This window comes from Sungkyunkwania multivorans (assembly GCF_042675645.1).
In the GTDB taxonomy this organism is placed as follows: Bacteria; Bacteroidota; Bacteroidia; order Flavobacteriales; family Flavobacteriaceae; genus Sungkyunkwania; species Sungkyunkwania multivorans.
Map to the genome: position 1 here is coordinate 432,290 of NZ_JBHTJH010000004.1, position 17,027 is coordinate 449,316.

The 17,027-nt window shown below is 39.6% G+C and carries 16 protein-coding genes; 2 read left to right on the forward strand and 14 right to left on the reverse strand.

All coding sequences use genetic code 11. The features are described 5' to 3' along the window. Positions 1 to 172: 172 nt before the first annotated feature. Both ACFQ1M_RS04945 and ACFQ1M_RS04950 read right to left on the reverse strand, forming a co-directional pair. Positions 173 to 1,654 (reverse strand): vanadium-dependent haloperoxidase, encoded by a 1,482-nt coding sequence (locus ACFQ1M_RS04945; protein ID WP_386404756.1) that lies wholly within the window; start codon positions 1,652 to 1,654, stop codon positions 173 to 175. A 133-nt stretch (positions 1,655 to 1,787) separates the two neighbouring features. Next, entirely contained in the window at positions 1,788 to 2,717 is a 930-nt protein-coding gene (locus ACFQ1M_RS04950; RefSeq protein WP_386404759.1) for a mechanosensitive ion channel family protein, read from the reverse strand. A 440-nt stretch (positions 2,718 to 3,157) separates the two neighbouring features. Here ACFQ1M_RS04950 and ACFQ1M_RS04955 point away from each other — a divergent pair, with 440 nt between their 5' ends. Further along, complete coding sequence (locus tag ACFQ1M_RS04955) at positions 3,158 to 3,964, forward strand: RNA polymerase sigma factor (RefSeq protein ID WP_386404762.1); 807 nt, start codon at positions 3,158 to 3,160, stop codon at positions 3,962 to 3,964. Between the two features lie 4 nt (positions 3,965 to 3,968). After that, positions 3,969 to 4,448 carry a hypothetical protein gene (locus tag ACFQ1M_RS04960; protein ID WP_386404765.1) on the forward strand — a complete coding sequence of 160 codons (480 nt, stop codon included), beginning with the start codon at positions 3,969 to 3,971 and terminating at the stop codon, positions 4,446 to 4,448. A 153-nt stretch (positions 4,449 to 4,601) separates the two neighbouring features. Here the strand turns inward: ACFQ1M_RS04960 and ACFQ1M_RS04965 are convergent, their stop codons facing one another. From ACFQ1M_RS04965 to ACFQ1M_RS05020, 12 genes are all read right to left on the reverse strand, one after another. Next, positions 4,602 to 5,642, reverse strand: coding sequence for a hypothetical protein (locus ACFQ1M_RS04965; RefSeq protein ID WP_386404768.1), 1,041 nt, complete (start codon positions 5,640 to 5,642; stop codon positions 4,602 to 4,604). Continuing rightward, positions 5,642 to 6,079 carry a DUF4174 domain-containing protein gene (locus ACFQ1M_RS04970; RefSeq protein WP_386404771.1) on the reverse strand — a complete coding sequence of 146 codons (438 nt, stop codon included), beginning with the start codon at positions 6,077 to 6,079 and terminating at the stop codon, positions 5,642 to 5,644. The genes ACFQ1M_RS04965 and ACFQ1M_RS04970 overlap by 1 nt, the downstream gene beginning before the upstream one ends. A 197-nt stretch (positions 6,080 to 6,276) precedes the next feature. Beyond that, positions 6,277 to 6,834, reverse strand: a complete 558-nt coding sequence (locus tag ACFQ1M_RS04975) for a hypothetical protein (protein ID WP_386404775.1) — start codon at positions 6,832 to 6,834, stop codon at positions 6,277 to 6,279. Between the two features lie 207 nt (positions 6,835 to 7,041). Continuing rightward, positions 7,042 to 8,724 (reverse strand): SulP family inorganic anion transporter, encoded by a 1,683-nt coding sequence (locus ACFQ1M_RS04980; RefSeq protein ID WP_386404778.1) that lies wholly within the window; start codon positions 8,722 to 8,724, stop codon positions 7,042 to 7,044. A 143-nt stretch (positions 8,725 to 8,867) separates the two neighbouring features. Continuing rightward, on the reverse strand, positions 8,868 to 9,407 hold the full coding sequence (locus tag ACFQ1M_RS04985; RefSeq protein WP_386404781.1) for a DinB family protein: 540 nt from the start codon (positions 9,405 to 9,407) through the stop codon (positions 8,868 to 8,870). 182 nt (positions 9,408 to 9,589) lie between these two features. Continuing rightward, the gene (locus ACFQ1M_RS04990) at positions 9,590 to 12,079 is read right to left on the reverse strand and encodes a glycoside hydrolase family 9 protein (protein WP_386404783.1); all 2,490 of its coding nucleotides are present in this window, start codon (positions 12,077 to 12,079) and stop codon (positions 9,590 to 9,592) included. Positions 12,080 to 12,437: 358 nt separating this feature from the next. Next, positions 12,438 to 13,190 carry a class I SAM-dependent methyltransferase gene (locus tag ACFQ1M_RS04995; RefSeq protein ID WP_386404786.1) on the reverse strand — a complete coding sequence of 251 codons (753 nt, stop codon included), beginning with the start codon at positions 13,188 to 13,190 and terminating at the stop codon, positions 12,438 to 12,440. A 667-nt stretch (positions 13,191 to 13,857) separates the two neighbouring features. Continuing rightward, on the reverse strand, positions 13,858 to 14,517 hold the full coding sequence (locus tag ACFQ1M_RS05000) for an SMI1/KNR4 family protein (RefSeq protein WP_386404789.1): 660 nt from the start codon (positions 14,515 to 14,517) through the stop codon (positions 13,858 to 13,860). A 190-nt stretch (positions 14,518 to 14,707) separates the two neighbouring features. Continuing rightward, positions 14,708 to 15,049, reverse strand: coding sequence for a hypothetical protein (locus ACFQ1M_RS05005; RefSeq protein WP_386404792.1), 342 nt, complete (start codon positions 15,047 to 15,049; stop codon positions 14,708 to 14,710). 194 nt (positions 15,050 to 15,243) lie between these two features. After that, complete coding sequence (locus ACFQ1M_RS05010) at positions 15,244 to 15,615, reverse strand: hypothetical protein (RefSeq protein WP_386404795.1); 372 nt, start codon at positions 15,613 to 15,615, stop codon at positions 15,244 to 15,246. 53 nt (positions 15,616 to 15,668) lie between these two features. Then, positions 15,669 to 16,271: a tetratricopeptide repeat protein gene (locus ACFQ1M_RS05015; RefSeq protein ID WP_386404797.1), complete on the reverse strand. Its 603-nt coding sequence runs from the start codon at positions 16,269 to 16,271 to the stop codon at positions 15,669 to 15,671. A 156-nt stretch (positions 16,272 to 16,427) separates the two neighbouring features. Continuing rightward, the gene (locus ACFQ1M_RS05020) at positions 16,428 to 16,925 is read right to left on the reverse strand and encodes a hypothetical protein (protein ID WP_386404800.1); all 498 of its coding nucleotides are present in this window, start codon (positions 16,923 to 16,925) and stop codon (positions 16,428 to 16,430) included. Between the last annotated feature and the right edge of the window lie 102 nt (positions 16,926 to 17,027).

Below are 17,027 nucleotides of genomic sequence, written 5' to 3' on the forward strand. Positions count from 1 at the left end.
GAAGCATCGCCCTCAATTGGTTTTAGAAGGCCCAATTTCTGTCCGTCATATTTATTTTGACGATAACATGATAAGAATGTGTGCCAAGTGATGAAGATCACGATCAGGAAGCATGATGTTTTTTTCAATTTAATGCCAATAACTCATCTGCCTTTTCGATGTTCTTTTTATATCATTGCTCTTCCCCGATATGTCTTTTGTAGAATTCCCATACTTCTTTGGCGACATTCCTTCCCAACTCTAGTCCGGCTACGTTATCTGCCTGTATATGATATCCTCCTAGAACTCTTGAGATTCCAGCCATCTCGGCCGTCTCTGTGAATGTCGGAAACTTTAAAGTAACGGTATCACCTAAATGATCGGGTTCTGTCATTGCACCAGCGACCAACTGGACCTCTGAGCCGAATAGATCACTCCCTGTCCACATTTTTAAAGCTTCTCCACAGCCACCACTAATGGTGCTATGTCCAGAAACATAACTCGGAAAAGGTGGGCAGAGGAAGGTTTCAGGAGAATAAGGTCTCCATTGTTTTCCTTCCATTTCTACAATTCCTTTTCCTTCTCCTCCCCAAGCCTTTATTTTTTGCTCATCGTAATATTGGTGCACCAATGCATATGGTCTGGCATAGTCATAGAACATTTTGGAATCCCAAGAAGCTATGAATGCGTCCATTGCAACGACCTGATTGAAAAAGTACATCTTTACATCTTGGTCCAGGGTATGGTTGTCTCGCCTTGAAACATCCTGCGCAAACTTCAACCAATGCCCTGCTTGCTGAACTGATTGCGGACCATCGCGCATAAATTCTACCAACGCTTTTTGATCATCAGTGAGATTTGCTTGCATATAGATCACTTCCTTCACCTCTTTTTCCAGCTGTTTAGAACCTATCATCGGTGGTGGCCCCGGGCGAAATTGGTCGCCAGACTTTAAGGCTATGGGTTTGACTTTGTCCCAAAATGGTGTAAGACAACCTGGAGCAAATTTCCCTCCTTTTCCATCCGAAAAATATTTGGGCTGCCAGCGATTGGGATCGACATTCTTGTCTGCAGAATTGACAGGTTCGTATCCAACATAGTTGAAATAAGGCTCCCCGTTAGAACCTTTTTCTTCACCATATTGATTGGCACCGTCTCCTTTACGCGCTTCGATCACTGCCTTTGCTGCTAAATTTCCTATTCCTTCGGGCGTGTTGGGGTCCAAGGATTCGTTAGCGGGGTCTAACCCCAATTCTTTCATAAAATTTTCAAACAGCGCTTTATCGGAATAATAATATTCGTTCATTGTCCTAAATGCGGCATAACTGATGGCGATTTCCTTATTTTTTAGGGTATGCTCATCTGCAGGTCTTCTTTCAACATCTTCTAAATACACAGGTAGGGCCTTATCATCAAACCGAGACCATGCGTCGAATACCGCTACGAATATGAGGCCTAAATATCTCGAGGTCACTGTTGGACGTGGTTGAAAACGCTCTGTGTCATTGGCCGTTGCGGTCAAGGCCATCTCTCCCCATTTGTAAGCTACATTGTCAACACCTGAGGGTTCTGATACAGCAATGCTATCTTGGTCTTCTTTTTTGTTGTCGCTCTGTCTGCAGCCTATAGAAAAGAATGTAACAAGTACTGCAATTATTAAATAATTTGAATTCATTTCTGTGATTGGTGGTTAGGATTGTTTTTTAAATTCGGGCATTAAATTATAAATATTTTATAATTTCAACTAGCGATCGAAGAAGTATTTATCATGTATAACGCGGATATCTCCATGTCGATCAAAAGACCACCTATTCTACGTTGGGCATTGTTTTATCGCTCTTGTCGATATTTAGTTTTGGGACCCGTATGATCTCTACGGTGGTAGAGGCCAATTGCACTTTACCATCTGTATTTTCTATTTCTTTTCTTATAAGCTCATTCAAAACATGTTTGGTGTATCGTCTTTTCTTATAATCGACGATATATCGCAAATTGAACTGTATCCAGTTGTCTGTCATCTTTAGCGCAAGCGTAGGTTGTACTTGGGCATCTTCGATGTAGTATTTATCTACCACTGTCTTCCATTTCGAAATTGAGTCGTCCACATATTTGGAGAGTTGCTCTGAGGCGATTCGGATGATGATGTCTTTGGCTAGCGCTACATCGGAACCGTAACGGATGGGCAGATCGAATTCATCCCAAATGAAGGGAAAGTCCTTAGAATAGTTATATACGGGGCCTTTAAAGACGAAAGCATTGCTCAATTTTACAATTCTGCCGCTATAATTGTCGCTACTTACCCATTCGCCTATTTCCATCATGGTCGTGTAGATACTATCGATATCGATAACGTCACCCTTGATGCCGTTAATTTCAATTCGGTCCCCAGGTTGATATACTTTGACAAAGAAGATGTACACCGACCCTGCAATACTCAAGATCAGTTCTTGTAAGGTAATGGTGATGCCCGCCGTTAATAATCCAATGGCGAGGGCCACATCCTTTATATTTCCAGTGAAATAGGAAATTGAAAGCAATAGAATAAGGAAATATCCCAAAACCTCGATTCCTTTTTGGGATTTGTATCTGGTGGTTGAATCTGGCAGGTTCTTTCTAAGTAGCCTCCTTAAAAACTGTATGATGCCAATGATGAATATGACCCAGATCAAGTACTTGATAAGTGCTGTTGAAGTTGGATGGTCTAACATCCATTGTTTTATTGCCTCAATGGACTTCACAACTTATTTTTTATGCCTTTACAAATCATAGTTTGCTAATTACTGCCACCTTACAAGATCAAATATCATCCCGTGTGAATACGACAATGCTGTCAATACAGCATATATATTTAAAGGTATAAATTTTATGCTTAAAATGCGTCCGTAATACATATACCATTGATACAAGATTTAAATAGGTGTTACACAAAAGCTATGAACTGTCGCAGTCGACAACCCTTTTCAGATTATCCTTCTTTTGATGGATCATTGTTGTTACGAATGCATTGTAATTCTTTCTAAGGCTTCTAGTGTGCCCATAGAAGTTGTGCTAAGAAGACTGAGGAGAAGGTGTTGCTTCTCCATAAGAATGGAATGGTTGATCTTTTAAGGCATCGTTTCTAAGGACTTTTTATCGATTTGTCACACTCGATGTATAAAAATTGTCTAATTTATAGAATATGAAGAGTAAGCTAAACATATTAGTCGACAAAGCAAGTTCAGGCGATAGCGATGCTCTGGAGTTGGTCGTTCTTGAAATTCAAGATCTGGTGTATAATCTTTCACTCAAAATGTTGCTCTTTCCAGAGGATGCCAAAGATGCCACCCAAGAGATACTGGTAAAGGTGATCACGCATTTAAGTACATTCAATCATCAAAGCGATTTTAAAACGTGGGTCTATCGGGTTGCAACCAATTATTTGATGAGTTTTAAAGGGAAAACGTCAAAGGAGTTTGCCATGCCGTTCGTAGATTATGCAGATCTTATCGATTCGGGGCAGTCAGATGTTATACGATATACTACAAATGAGGGAGAACTTTCGCTACTGGAAGAGGAGGTGAAGGTAAGTTGTTCCCAGGGTCTACTTTTATGCCTAAAGCCAGAGGATAGGTTGGTGTACATTCTATCCGAAGTTCTACAATTCAATGGAAAAGAAGGTGCCGAAATCCTCGAAATAACTCCTGAGAATTTCAGAAAGAAGCTTTCTCGTTCTCGAAAGAAGATCAGAAACTTTTTGAATGGCAAATGTGGTTTGGCAAACCCAACCAATGCCTGTAGGTGTAGTAAAAAGGTCGACTTTTTGATCGATCAGCAGATCATCGACCCCAAGCGTTTGAGATTTGCCGAATTTACTCAGAGGAGTATCGATCTGGTAAAGCAGATCGACGATCTAGAAAGGTCGGTGGCCATCTATCGTTCAGTGCCCAATATTACTTCTCCCAAAGAAATTATGAAAACCATAAGGAAAACGCTCTTAATCAAATAGTCTTGTGATACATCAAAAATTCGTTTTTAAACAGTTTGTGATCATTACATTGGTGGTCAGTATATGGATACATATTTCTGAAGTCTTCAGATACTTTATCTTCGTAATGCCAAGGGTGAAGGCGTTCTTTGATGAAAGAAAGGGAATCGCCGAAATGGATTTGGGTATTTTTTCTGTTTGGGGTCTTTGGGATACCTTGCTGACGGGGATCCTGGTATTTGTCTTTTGGTTGTTTGCCAATGTATTCGGAAACAACACGAGATCTGTTTTGCTCTCTGCAATCATTGTTTGGGCAGCCGTATTTGTAATATTCTGGGTTGCCGCGGTCAATATGGGCTTTTCAAATTGGAGTATTCTTTTGATTACACTCCCATTGAGTTTGTTGGAGATGATCATTGGGTCTTGGCTAGTCTCTAAGCTATACGCCAGTTCGCGCTGGGCCGTCAAAGACGTTTCCACTAGCCTAATGTCGACATTATTCTAATGCCTGCTTATGTTCTTTCTTGATCTCCTTTGCGATTTCTTGTGAATCTCCGTGATGGTAGTGGCGGTCTTGATTTGGGTGTATATCTTTTTGGCTTGTGAGGTACGATTCATATCGCACTCTTTTTCTCTATCCGACTAGTATAGCAATCGTTTAATTATCGTCTCGAACGCTTGATGTTTTGAGATCATATAATTCATCTTTGAATTTAATTCTATCGTCAACGTATATTGCCAAATTCTTATATGTTCTTTTGATTCCATAAAGTCTGACCAAGGTGGCTTCTTCATTTAGACGAATGATGACATTGTAACTCTCCAATGTTCCCAAAACAGATAATTTGCGCGTTTCTTTATCAAACTCGATCTCTTTTGAGGAAAGCTCAATGGCACCGATAGTATCGAGGGCAATCGTAGCTTCAGACATCATTCCGTATCGAAGATAAAGCCTATTGTTTTCGATTGATATCGGTCGTTGAAGCATTGATCTTAAAAACCCAAAAATTTGAATGTCAGAATAAATGCTTAGCGCAGTGAATATCCAAGCTACAGAGTCATTCCACTTTGCGATCAAAATATGAAACGTTACAGTTTCGATGGCCACAATAAAAATTATGGCAATCAGTAAGGAAATGGTCCCGCTGTTTTTGTGGTACGTAAATTCGTTGTCATTCAATGTTCTCTTTTTCCAAGAAATGAACCCATAATAAAAGACGGCGATTTCGGTGGCCACAGCAAGCGCTATGGCTCTTGGGAGTATTTTATAACAACTCTTTTTTAAGGTTGAAAAGAAATCGAAGGATTCGTTTCTCTCTAAATTGAAACGTTTAACTACTTTCCGCAGCTTGTAGATTAAAAACCACAAAATGGATAATTCAACTACTGGCAGTATCCAGACCTTAAAGAGATCGAGATAAAATTGATTTTCTGATGGAAGGATCAAAGAAGCGACGATCACACCCATGATAACAAAGGGAACAATCGTGGTTTTTGGAATGGAAGTTCTTCTAATCAGTAAAAAGTAGATGATAGGTACAGTCAATAACAGATCTACGGTAATGCCGATAGATACAAGGTCTGGATTTGTTTTAAATGCTGACGATCTTGCGATAGCTACCGTCATTACCATCATGATCAACGGAATCCCAACTACAATAAGGCCTCTATGAAAGTTTAAAGTTTGCTTATAGACCATCACTGTTTGTTCTTTAACTCTCGCATTCGCATTGGCATGGTATCGATGAGCTGAAAAAGTTCATTCTTCTTCAACGGCTCTGTCTTCTTTAGTTTTGTTCCTCCATCAAGACCGATCAACCGTATGTTGAATTGATCATCACTGTCGAATCCTTTGAGGTTTGATGTATCTGCGACTTCCCAAGAGCGACGAGGCTTCTCATTTTGATAATCGGTAAATCTGATGCGATCTCCTACGATTTCGTAGAGGACTATTTTCCGCTCTTTCAATGCTTTTTCCGAGCCATCGAATTCTTTGAGTTGCTCTTTATATCTAACCGATGATTCACTAACCGCCTGTATGATAAGCACCCTATTCTTCCATTGGTGCTCCTTCAAATTCTGACCGAAGACATTGGTGAATATCACAATTCCTATAAACGTCAATGTGGTTTTCAATTTTTACTTTTAAGTTACGTCATTTTTTGTTCTTAGCAATCATGAAATTCGAACGATGAACGATATTCCATAAGTACCCAAGGTTGGTACTTGTCGCAGTTTGATTTAACCATTGGCAATGACTGCTTACAACATTTTTTACACATTACACAATAGCTTGTTTTTTTACATTTGATATTGATATTGATAGTGGTCTCTTACTGTCTTGACCTGTGTAAATTGGCATGGTACCAGTCTTTTTTATAGTAGCGCGTGTTATTTTTTAACTTTGGTAATGTATCTAACCGGACGAATTTATATTTCACAGGTTTTCTAGTATAGATACCATCTTCATAGGCTATTTCGATAATGGAGTCATTCAGTACTTTTCCCTTATACCACCATACGTTAGTTTTGATCAGTTTTTTTGTCTCACCATAATGCTCTATGATGATGGAATCCTTCTTTACTTTCCACCAGTCGAGTTCTTTGAAGACCGGATCTTGAGATGCAATTGATTTTTTCAATTCATCATAGGTGATCATCAGGGTGTAGCCATTTTTTGTTAAGAGAAGGACCTTTCTGGTAAGGTCTACTTTTTTTGAATCGTCTAAATGTGCATAAAAACCGTCAGTTCTTAACAGGATATCGGTATTTTGGTACACAGGTTCTTTGTATACGCCGTAAAGATCTTTTTGAATGAACCAGGGACCTGTGCCACAGCTATAGAACAGTGTATTGATAGTGAGTAGAAATATTTTAGTCAATCTATTCATTGCTTTGACATACGCTTCTTCAAATATTCGAATCATTATGAAGGTGTCGCTCTCTTTTCTTATTGAATCAATCTACTGTTGTATCGCGCAAGAGCGTTCCCAAAATGAACAGGTCTTTCATTTGATAAAAGCTGTTTCTTTCATCGATACAAAAGTGATCGCCAGGCAACTTCAGCTGACATCATGAGTGGCTATGTTATGGTGTCATTATTTTTCATCTTCATTAGGTTCATGATACTGTTTTAATCGCTCTCTGAGATATACAAAACTTGCCTCGATATTGTCAAACAGATCTGCCTCGGGTACCAAGTCTGGGATGATATCAACTGCTTCCAACATATCTTTTGGCTGTGATTTAAGTCCAACGATGATGACCTCTATCTTTTGTTCCCGCAGATCAAAAATAATATCTTCTAAGGTATAAAGACCTGATTGATCTATGTATGGAACGCGGTCCATTCTAAAGATGATTGCCTTGACATCGGTTGGTAGTGCCTTGATCTGATCTTTGAAATAGGAGGTAAACCCAAAAAATAGTGGTCCGTACAAATGCTTGATGATCACTTTATCCTTATAGTTCTCGTAGAAGGCTATTTCATCTTGCCATGGTTTGGAGCCGTCAAAATCGGTAATGTTGCCTACTTCCATTCCCTGTTCGCTGAGGTCACCAGATTTTTTCATGAACAGCAAACACGCTAGCGCAACCCCGATTCCTACGGCTTGAATCAAACTACCGAAGGTGGTGATCAACAATACCAAGATCAATACGACGGCATCGGCCTTGGGGACTTTTTTCAAGTGCTTTAGTCCTTTGAAATCTACGATCTTAAATCCAATGGGAATAAGGAGACCTGCTAGGACGCAAAGAGGGATATGTGCAGCGAGTTGTCCTAGGCCAAGTAATACAGCCAGTAAAAAGACACCATGTAATATTCCTGATAGCCGAGTTTTTCCACCTGCATTGATATTGACCACCGTTCCTTTAGTGGCTCCAGCTCCTGGGATTCCTCCGATGATGGCGGCCAACATATTACCGATACCCTGACCTATGAGTTCGCGGTTACTGTTATGTCGGGTCTTTGTCATATTGTCTGCTATGACAGAGGTCAATAACGAATCGATGCTTCCTAGGACGGCAAGTACGATGGCATATTCTATGATGATGGAAAATGCGCTTGGATCGATCTCTAAAATACCTCCTAGCTGAAGCGACGGCAAGCCCGATGGGATCTCCCCGATCAGAGGAACGTCGATCTTGGCAAAATAGGCGATGAGTGATGCGGTGATCAATGCGACCAACGCACTGGGAATGGCCTTCGTGATCTTTGGAAAAAGATAATACACGGCAATGGTGATCCCTCCTAACAATAGCGCATAAGGGTTAGCCTCGGAAAAAAGTCGGGGTAGATCCTGCATGACAGCTAGGGTCGACTTGGCCGAACCTAAACCCGAAAAGGGAAATAATTGTAAGATGACGATGATAAGACCTACGCCACTCATAAAGCCTGAAACGACCGGATAAGGAAAGTATTTTACATAGTTGGCTATATTTAAGAACCCAAATATTATTTGAAACAGTCCGCCCAACAAAAAGGTAAGTACGATGATGCCCATCGCATTCTCCAAGGTCCCGTTCATTTCAATTGCAGCGGCCACCAAGGTAGCAGAAACTACGGTCATGGGACCTGTTGGACCGCTCGCTTGCGTTGCGGTGCCTCCAAACAAAGCGGCAAAAATACCTACGGCGATGGCCCCATACAAACCAGCGGTAGCTCCCATACCCGATTGTACCCCAAAAGCCAACGCAAGGGGTAGGGCGACTACTCCTGCAACCAATCCCCCTGTAAAATCTCCTTTCAGATTCTTGATATTGTAAAATGTATTCGACATTGTTTTGTTTTAATTGATATCCGATTAAATATACTTGATCTTCGTCTAAAATTAAGCTTCTTTTTTGAGGCTTACGTCTTTAAAGATGTTCTCCATCCAAATCCAAAATATTTTTGTCTATGAAGTTTTTAGTTCCAATAGCATCACTGATACAAAACATATCTTGGAGGTATGAGTCCATTGAGTCGCATATAAACGAGCATTTGCCCCCTATGATGGGTAATGTGGTCGGCGAGTAGCATAAATATTTGACGTTTCGTTCTATCGTGTCCAAAATATTCTAATCGGTCGTTTAGATGATCTGGGTCAAATTTCTCGATCAGTGCTATGCTTTCCTTAAAAGTTTTATCGATGAGTGCGATCATTTCATCTTTGGATCTGTCAGCGACCTTGTAAACCTTGTCAGTACTCCATTCTCTGGCTTCTCGGTCACCTAATAATGATTGGGAATGCCAATCCATGGCAAATCCGATATGCATCAAGTTCTCTGCGAATGATAAAGATTCTGGCGACGCCTTAAAGCCATAATTATCCTCTGGCATCGTTTCAGCCACCAGAAGGAGGTACTTGCGTGAATTTTCGAATCGCTCCAAGTATTCTTTTATGAAATCGCTCTGTTGAGAAAACAAGGGTGTCGAGATCAAAGAGAATAGGGTTGTAACGATGTACAGGATATTTTTCATGGTGATCAATTTAAGGATTCGGTTTTGTCTCAAGATGCTGAAAATCCTTTTGGACAAACAGCAATTGAATCTTTAGACGAAAATAGGAAAAGTTTGGTTATTGATAATAAGCACAAACCTCTAGAGCTATCACTAGAGGTTTGTATTTATTTAGACCTTGATCGATACCAAGTTGGCCCTGATCATTTTTTAATGAACTGCTTTACAAAGGTTACATTTCCCGTTGTGGCTTTAACGATGTAGAGACCATTGGTAAGCATGCTGACATCTATTGCATCGACTCCATCCTTTAAGTCAGTATTTAGCAAGCTTTTACCATCCAAGCTATAAACGGTCACTTGAAGCTCCTCATGATCTGCAAGTTTAATATTCAATTGCTGTGTAGTTGGATTGGGATAGAGCAATAGCTCTTTGGTATTCTCATTTTGGGCAATATCATCGGTAGAAAGGATGAGATTGTTTTGAAAAATATGAAGTGCTGTGAATGCATATAAAAGAGGAGCATTCCAGTTAATGGTCACCTCATTTGTAGAGTAGGAACACCAAGTATCTACATACGATCTTGCGGGCGCATTACTGGCATATCCAGTACACCCATCTTGTTGTCCCGAGTGCGGTCCCCCAGCGACCATTCCAGGTACGGGCGCTGCTACTGCATCTGCTTCCGAGATTCGATGATGAGGATTTAGCATTGGAGTGTCACCAAAACCACTTACAAAACAGTATCCGGTTGCGTTACGACCCAACAGATAGTCCGATGCGGTAAATGCGGCACTGAGTAAACTCTCGTCTCCTGTCATTTGATATCCCATCAATAAGAGCATCAATTGGTTGGATGCCTGTCCATTGCTACCCCAGCTAAAGTCTCCAGAACCCATTGCTACTCGCATGGGTGACCCGTTTACTTTTGTTTTTAGTTGATCCACAGTTTCCAATAGTTTTGCATTGGCAGCATTTACATCGATTGCGCCCGCGAGATCCGACTCATGTGCGGCAATGGAAATAAGTGCTAAGGGAGCGGTATACCCCCAAAAAGGTACCCCATTTCCTATGGCCGAAATGTTTATAGCGTTACCGTAGGTCTGATCTCCAGTGGTGATGAACAACTCTACCGCAGCCCATTGAAATTCATCTGTTACATTGTTGTCACCATATTCTCCTGTAAATACATCCGCGGGTTGCTGGTAATAAATTGTGGGATTGGCCAAGGCCCAATTATATGCATTTACCGAAGCAGCAAGTAATTGCGCACTATAACCAGGAAGTTGCGTTTCATAATCAGCGTAGATCCGAGCGGCAACGGCCGTCACAGCTGCCAGATTAAGAGCCGCTGCGGTTGTTTTTTGTACAACATAACGATCAGCCGTATAATCCTCTGGCATGATGATACCAGCGAAGTTAAGCCCTGTTAACTTGTGATAAACACCACCATCTTCTGGATCTTGCATTGCTAACATCCAGTCCAAATTCCATTTTACCTCGTCTAGAAGGTCGGGTAATTGGTTGGTGCTTTCAGGAATATCAAAGTTCCTTCCTTGGAAATAACTTGTGAAGTGCTCGAAGGCCGCCAACAAGGTATAGGTGCTAATACCGCTATTTACGATGTATTTGTTATAATCTCCAGCATCGAACCATCCCTTTGGCGCCGATATAATGGTGCCTGCTGGTCGTGTAGGAGAAGCTGCGGAAGGATGCACGATCACCACATCATCAGGTAAACCAGAATTTCTTGCATATGCTCCTCCATACGCCGCTGTAATTTCTGTGGAAGCACGATTGAAGTAATAGTATTTAAAGGCTGCGTCACTTAATGCCTCATAACCGCTTTCTGTAATGGTAAGATCAATGGTGTCTCCATTTGCGACCAAGGTGTAGTTCCCTTCAGTATCGATCGCCGATATATCGATCGTTGTCACATACTCTCCTGACTCTGTCCATACTTGATTTGTTCCAGTAGTTCCAGCAAGTACTTCGCCACCAACGTCATCAAAAACACTGAACGCGATGGGGGCAAAATCTCCTTCGGCTGTGATGTTGATAAGCTTTTCTCTGCCCGTATGATATGCAACTTGATTATATCTTATGGATGGCGGTGTTGGTTCTGCTTCTTCCAAAGGTTCTCCAATGGAGATCCAATCGATCTCGACAGTTCCATTGTATCCGCCCACAGCATCATTGACAAAAACGATGAGATTCGCTATACTTGCTGGATTGACGGTGCAAGGTGCCTCAGCGCTAGTACATGGACTTCCTCCATAGCCCCCATCGAGAAAGTCACCTACAAAATCATAGGTGTAAATGGCAAAATTTTCTGTGAGCGTTGCATAATTTGCCTGCAAGTTTGACAAATATCCGTCAGTGTCTTTAACATCTATTCGTAAGACAGGGGCCCCAGTCCCTCTGGCCTTTATATACAATTGGGGCATGGCGGACATGTCGAAAGTGGTTAGAGTGCCTCCATTATGAACGTCATATTGCAAGGCATTGTAAGCGCCGGCGCTGCCGTTGCCATCTATTTTTAAGTTGCCGTTATCTAAACTAACGTTATAGGCACTATTTGAAGCCATCGTTAGATTGGCATCAAAATTGTCCTCGTATATCGCTTGCGCTTGAAGGGAATATCCAACGCAACACAAGCATAGAGACAAGACGAATAATGCATTCTTTTTCATTTTTTCTTTTTTTGTTTTTCACAAAATTATGGCTATCCAGTTATAGCTACAATCTCATATGTGCCAAAAAAGCAGAATTTTGTTGCTATTTGACCAATTTTATGATGCGTCGTTAATTTTATAACAAGCTCTTTTTGAATTGGCACTCGGAAAAGGTGGGTGTCGAAATTGGACATGCTTGGACCTCTATTTATAGTCGTTTTAAAAAGACGCTATATGGGTTGACTGTAAGAGTATGTTTTTTTTAGGGGTAGGTGCTACCTTTCCGATTGGCAACTATGCTCAACGTTTGAACCAATGTCTTAATTGCTTTTTTATTTGTAAAGCACATCTTGATATCTCCAATGACGAGGGTCTCTTATTGGCAAATAAATATCTGTTTTTCTGAAGTATCGCTAAATGCTTCCTCGTCAAAATTTCCAAACTTGTGAATGATATCAAAACCATTCCATTTCAGATAAGAATCCAATTCTTGAGGGAAAAACAACCTCATATCCAAATTTTGGATCGAATCGAACTTGCCATTGATATAGTAATGCCATTCTATACGATTGATCTGCGATCTATTTTCATAGTGCATAGTTTCCTTTATCAAAACATCTCTTCCATCTTTGGTAGTATATTCGGCAATTTGTTTTTGTTCTTTTTCACTTTCAACCATGAATTGAATATTTGGATTAAAGCAATCGAACAAGAACAACCCCCCTTCTTTGAGATGGTCTTTTACAGTTTTTAAAGTCTTAAAGAGATCTTCATTTTCGTACAGATGATGTACTGAATTAAACGGAATAAACACAAGATCATATTTTTCTTGCATATCTAAAGTCCTGATATCTGCTTCGATAAAGGGCACTTCCAAGCCTGCTTTGGCGGCTTTTACTTTTGCGTGTTCAAGCATGGAGGCCGTATGATCCACACCACAAATGTCATAGCCATCCTTGGCAATGGGAAGCGTAAGTCTGCCAGTGCCACAACAAAGCTCTAGTATACGGGCATTCTTATTTTTGGGCAGCCAGCGCCTGTAGAATTCCAGATCGGCAAGGTCGGTATTCATTCCATCGTAAATATGTCCATCATAGATAAGATCACCAACTTTGTAATTGCTATTCATCGCGTTCTTCAGAATTAATTGATAAAGGATGTTTTTTGTTCATTCGAATGAATCAAAGAAAAATAAGGCTTCAAGCTTTGCCTAAGCATCATTTTGGGATGTAAGGTATATTTTTTTCGCTTCTTGTGAGCTATGGTTTTGTGATGGGCGTATTTTTCCCCAAGTGGTTCGAGGAATAGGGGAGTAGGAATGCCCCGCCCTGATTTTGGTTTGAACGCTATGTAAGCATCGTAAGAAGAGTGTCTTTTTTGATCATTGAAGCGATCAATCACAGCATTAGTTGTATACAATTCTATCTATAGGGCTCAATTCTTGCTCGAACGACAGCATTAAATTTCTGCTTCTTTTTAAGATGCTACTGAAAATTATCTGGTGATCTTGAGTTGAAAGAATTTGTTCTTTAACACCGTTCTTTGTTGGCGGTAGTTATTTCGCAACCTCGAATGTTCTTTTTTTGGAATTAGGCGGTATTGAAGACTTATCTAAATTCAGAGACCATTCGGCTTCGTAACTCTCATCGCCATAAATTTTATCTTCAAGAGTTTCAGAGCTATTCAAAAAGCTATTTAATTCTTCTTAAGATACTCTGATGACATTTCCAATCATTCCCATATTTCTATTTCGTTATTTATTGGGCCAAATTGTTTATGGACATTGTTGTAAAGTGTTATTTTTCTAACCATTTTATCCATTTTTCCAATGTGATTTGGTCAGAGAGCATAGTTTTTGACTCATAATCATAAAATGGTTCAAACTGCCAACCTTCTGTTCCTACGCATCCTATTTGAGTCCATTTATTTATAAAGTCAATGAAGTTATCGCCAAGTATTTGACCGTGAAACTCATCTCCGTCGTGACTCAAATAAACAACCTGATTTCCGTTCTCTGTTTTATCTCCGAAGGCTATGATATCACCATTGGGAATATCTAAAAATGGAACTTTGTTATACCAGACTTTATCATAGTCATCCTCTGGATTCGAGTAGCACTCAGCTATCCATTCTTGGATATTGATATAGTCGTTCCTTAGTGTTTGAAAATCCCATAAATAGCCACGTCCAGCACCACAACCAATTTGCCGAAATTCGCCATTAGGCTCTGCTCCTGAAATTTGCCAATACATTAAAATTCCAGACGAATATTTGGTCAATACTTCTTTGAAATCAGCAGGATATTCAAGATTCAAGTCATTTTCTAGGATTTCGAATGCTCTTTCGGAAACAGGTTCCTTTATTCTTAATTCAGAATAATCCCAATTCCTTTTTTTCGCAATATTTAGAATCCACTTGATTCTTTCAATCCAATTATCCCAAATGTCTTTATTCATTCTTGTTTTTTCGTAATGCTTTACAACGGTCTCGGCTATGACCTTGGCGCGGATAGGGCATGAGCCGCGCGAGGGTCTTATTCTCCGTAAAAGGCGAATGCCGAGTTTGTTTTTTGTTTTGGGTTCTAATTTAGTGAATTGTAGGAAATACTATTTGTCGTTCGAATGTAGCAATAGATTATAGGCGTTGCTACCCTTTGTTCGAGTTCCCAAATGTTTCTTTTAGAGATGATACTATTCTTTCAAGGATACTTTTTGATTTCACATTTGGTTGCTTTTCCAGTAATTCTGCCTTCAAATAGAAGCCATAAATAGTATTTGAAAATTCCCCAGCGACAAATTCAATTGTTTCATCGTTTGTCGTTATCCAATATTTTGTCAATTTTTTCAAGTCCCCGTATTTCGGATCTTTCACAATGATACTTTCATAGTCTGAATTCCATTTATGCTCCCAGACGTTAATTCCGTTTATCTTCAATTCCTGACTTTCTGGAACCACAGTGTAAAATTTCCAATCTGGGTTTTCTTTCATACCATATAAAGGGTGACGATCTCGGCAATGATTCTGGCGCGGACACGGCATGAGCCGCGCGAGGGCCTTGTCCGCCGTAAAGGGCGAATGCCAAGACTGGTTTTTGTTTATTGGATTAAATATAGTGAATCGTAGGAAGTTTCTTTTGCTTGACCAACAAGCGATGGATCATAGGCGTTGTTGGCATTAGTTATTTATTCCAAAATTTCAAGAGTACTTTCAACAACAAAGTCCGTATAATTCGCGGTAGTCCTAATTTTAATAGAGTCCTTGAAGATTTGGAATATTTCCACTTTATAAATATTCCCAATTTCTTCTTGGTCGATTTGTTTATTGTGATTCCGGTGATTTTTTAATATGTAGGTACAGTCGTTAATCCATTCCACCTCTGCATAATAATTAATTCCGTCAGCAATTTCCACTTGTTGGTTGTCCGTCCGTTCGATAATGCTTGTCCCAACTTCAGAAGTTAGGCTGAACTTCCCGTTCCTAAAATCCTCGCAAGATTTTTCCTCAGAACAGCTTAGAAAAATAAGAGATGTAATTGCTAAAAAAAATTTTTGCATAATTAATGCCAACGGTCTTGTATAAGAACCGTTTTAATGGTTTTTATACGTTGTTAGCTACAGTTTTTTTCGATTCCGCTTTTGATACGTCCATACTGCTGGCTCAAGTCAGGGTCGTTTTTTATGAATTCAGCTTTTTTAATTGACTCCTTGGCCTTATCACAGTTCAGTGATCCTTTCAAATTTATAAAGCTAATCCACATATTTGCATAAGCTTTCCAATATTCCGAATCGCAATCTTGCAACATTAATTCAAGAGTGTTTTCCGCTTTCTCGAACTCTGATAGTAGAACCAACGTTCTCGACTTGTTTATATGATTAGGGTAATAGAATTTGTCGATACTAATGCCATGGTTGAAGTAACTTAAGGCAGCTTTGTAGTCCTTTTTTGCTAACGAAATTGTGCCAAGTTCATTTAGGGTTATGGGGCTCTTTTCAATCGCGAAAGATTCTTTGAGGTGTTTTTGAGCCTCTTCAAAGTCACGATTTTCAAATGATTCTACTCCAAGAGAATATAATTCAATGGCTTTTTCGTCAGCAATATTCTGAGTAATATGCTCGTAAGGATTGTGGCGTTTATCCGTTTTAGTTGCTTTATCTAGCTTACATGACAAAATCGAAAGAAAAATTAGTAATAATGGTATGTGTTTCATCATCGATTTTTCAAATTGTAGCTAACGGTCTCGGCTATGATTTCGTTGCGGAAAAATCCGCAGGATTCTTTCCGCCGCAGCCGAAAGATAGCAAATAAGCGTTGAATTCCGATAAGGAATTCAACCGCAATGAATTATAGCCATTGTTGTACAACGTATTTATTCTTTTAATAAAGATTCCATTTTGTTATTAAAAACAGAAGTTATTTCCTCCCATTTTAAATCAACTTCTTCAATCGTACAGTCTCCTCCTAAATGAACAATGACAACTTTTTTATCAGCAATATTTTCCATTCCAACTCCATAAACTGGTGCATATCCGCCAGAATTTTTCAGTAACACATAGTTATCAGATTTAAAAAGTTCAGTTGCTATGATTTCAATCCGCTTTTTTAATCCAACAGTTTCTTTTTCAGTCAGTTTTAATGTTTTGCTATTTACAAACGGCATTATGCAAGATGCAATAGTATTTAAATCAGATTCAAGTTTTTTTGTCAGAGCAATTTTCTCTAAATCTTTAACTGGTAGATTAAGAACATAAGAAACTTGTTCATCAGCACCTTTTACTTCATTCAATTCGTCAAGAAGTTTGTTTTCTTGAGCCGATATCATCGAAGATAAGCTTAATAAAATCAGTATAAATATCGTTTTTCTCATATGTCTTGTCCTGAAATATGGCTACAGGTTAAAATTGATTTACGCTGTTTTTAAATATACCATATTTGGTGTTCTATAGTCTAAAGATAAATGTAATCTGAT

Coding starts and splice junctions, on each gene's coding strand:
- ACFQ1M_RS04965 (WP_386404768.1), bottom strand. CDS start 5,642: ATGGTCTATAAGCAAACTTTAAACTTTCATAGAGGCCTTATTGTAGTT.
- ACFQ1M_RS04955 (WP_386404762.1), top strand. CDS start 3,158: ATGAAGAGTAAGCTAAACATATTAGTCGACAAAGCAAGTTCAGGCGAT.
- ACFQ1M_RS05020 (WP_386404800.1), bottom strand. CDS start 16,925: ATGAGAAAAACGATATTTATACTGATTTTATTAAGCTTATCTTCGATG.
- ACFQ1M_RS04995 (WP_386404786.1), bottom strand. CDS start 13,190: ATGAATAGCAATTACAAAGTTGGTGATCTTATCTATGATGGACATATT.
- ACFQ1M_RS04975 (WP_386404775.1), bottom strand. CDS start 6,834: ATGAATAGATTGACTAAAATATTTCTACTCACTATCAATACACTGTTC.
- ACFQ1M_RS04985 (WP_386404781.1), bottom strand. CDS start 9,407: ATGAAAAATATCCTGTACATCGTTACAACCCTATTCTCTTTGATCTCG.
- ACFQ1M_RS04990 (WP_386404783.1), bottom strand. CDS start 12,079: ATGAAAAAGAATGCATTATTCGTCTTGTCTCTATGCTTGTGTTGCGTT.
- ACFQ1M_RS05000 (WP_386404789.1), bottom strand. CDS start 14,517: ATGAATAAAGACATTTGGGATAATTGGATTGAAAGAATCAAGTGGATT.
- ACFQ1M_RS05010 (WP_386404795.1), bottom strand. CDS start 15,615: ATGCAAAAATTTTTTTTAGCAATTACATCTCTTATTTTTCTAAGCTGT.
- ACFQ1M_RS05005 (WP_386404792.1), bottom strand. CDS start 15,049: ATGAAAGAAAACCCAGATTGGAAATTTTACACTGTGGTTCCAGAAAGT.
- ACFQ1M_RS05015 (WP_386404797.1), bottom strand. CDS start 16,271: ATGATGAAACACATACCATTATTACTAATTTTTCTTTCGATTTTGTCA.
- ACFQ1M_RS04945 (WP_386404756.1), bottom strand. CDS start 1,654: ATGAATTCAAATTATTTAATAATTGCAGTACTTGTTACATTCTTTTCT.
- ACFQ1M_RS04980 (WP_386404778.1), bottom strand. CDS start 8,724: ATGTCGAATACATTTTACAATATCAAGAATCTGAAAGGAGATTTTACA.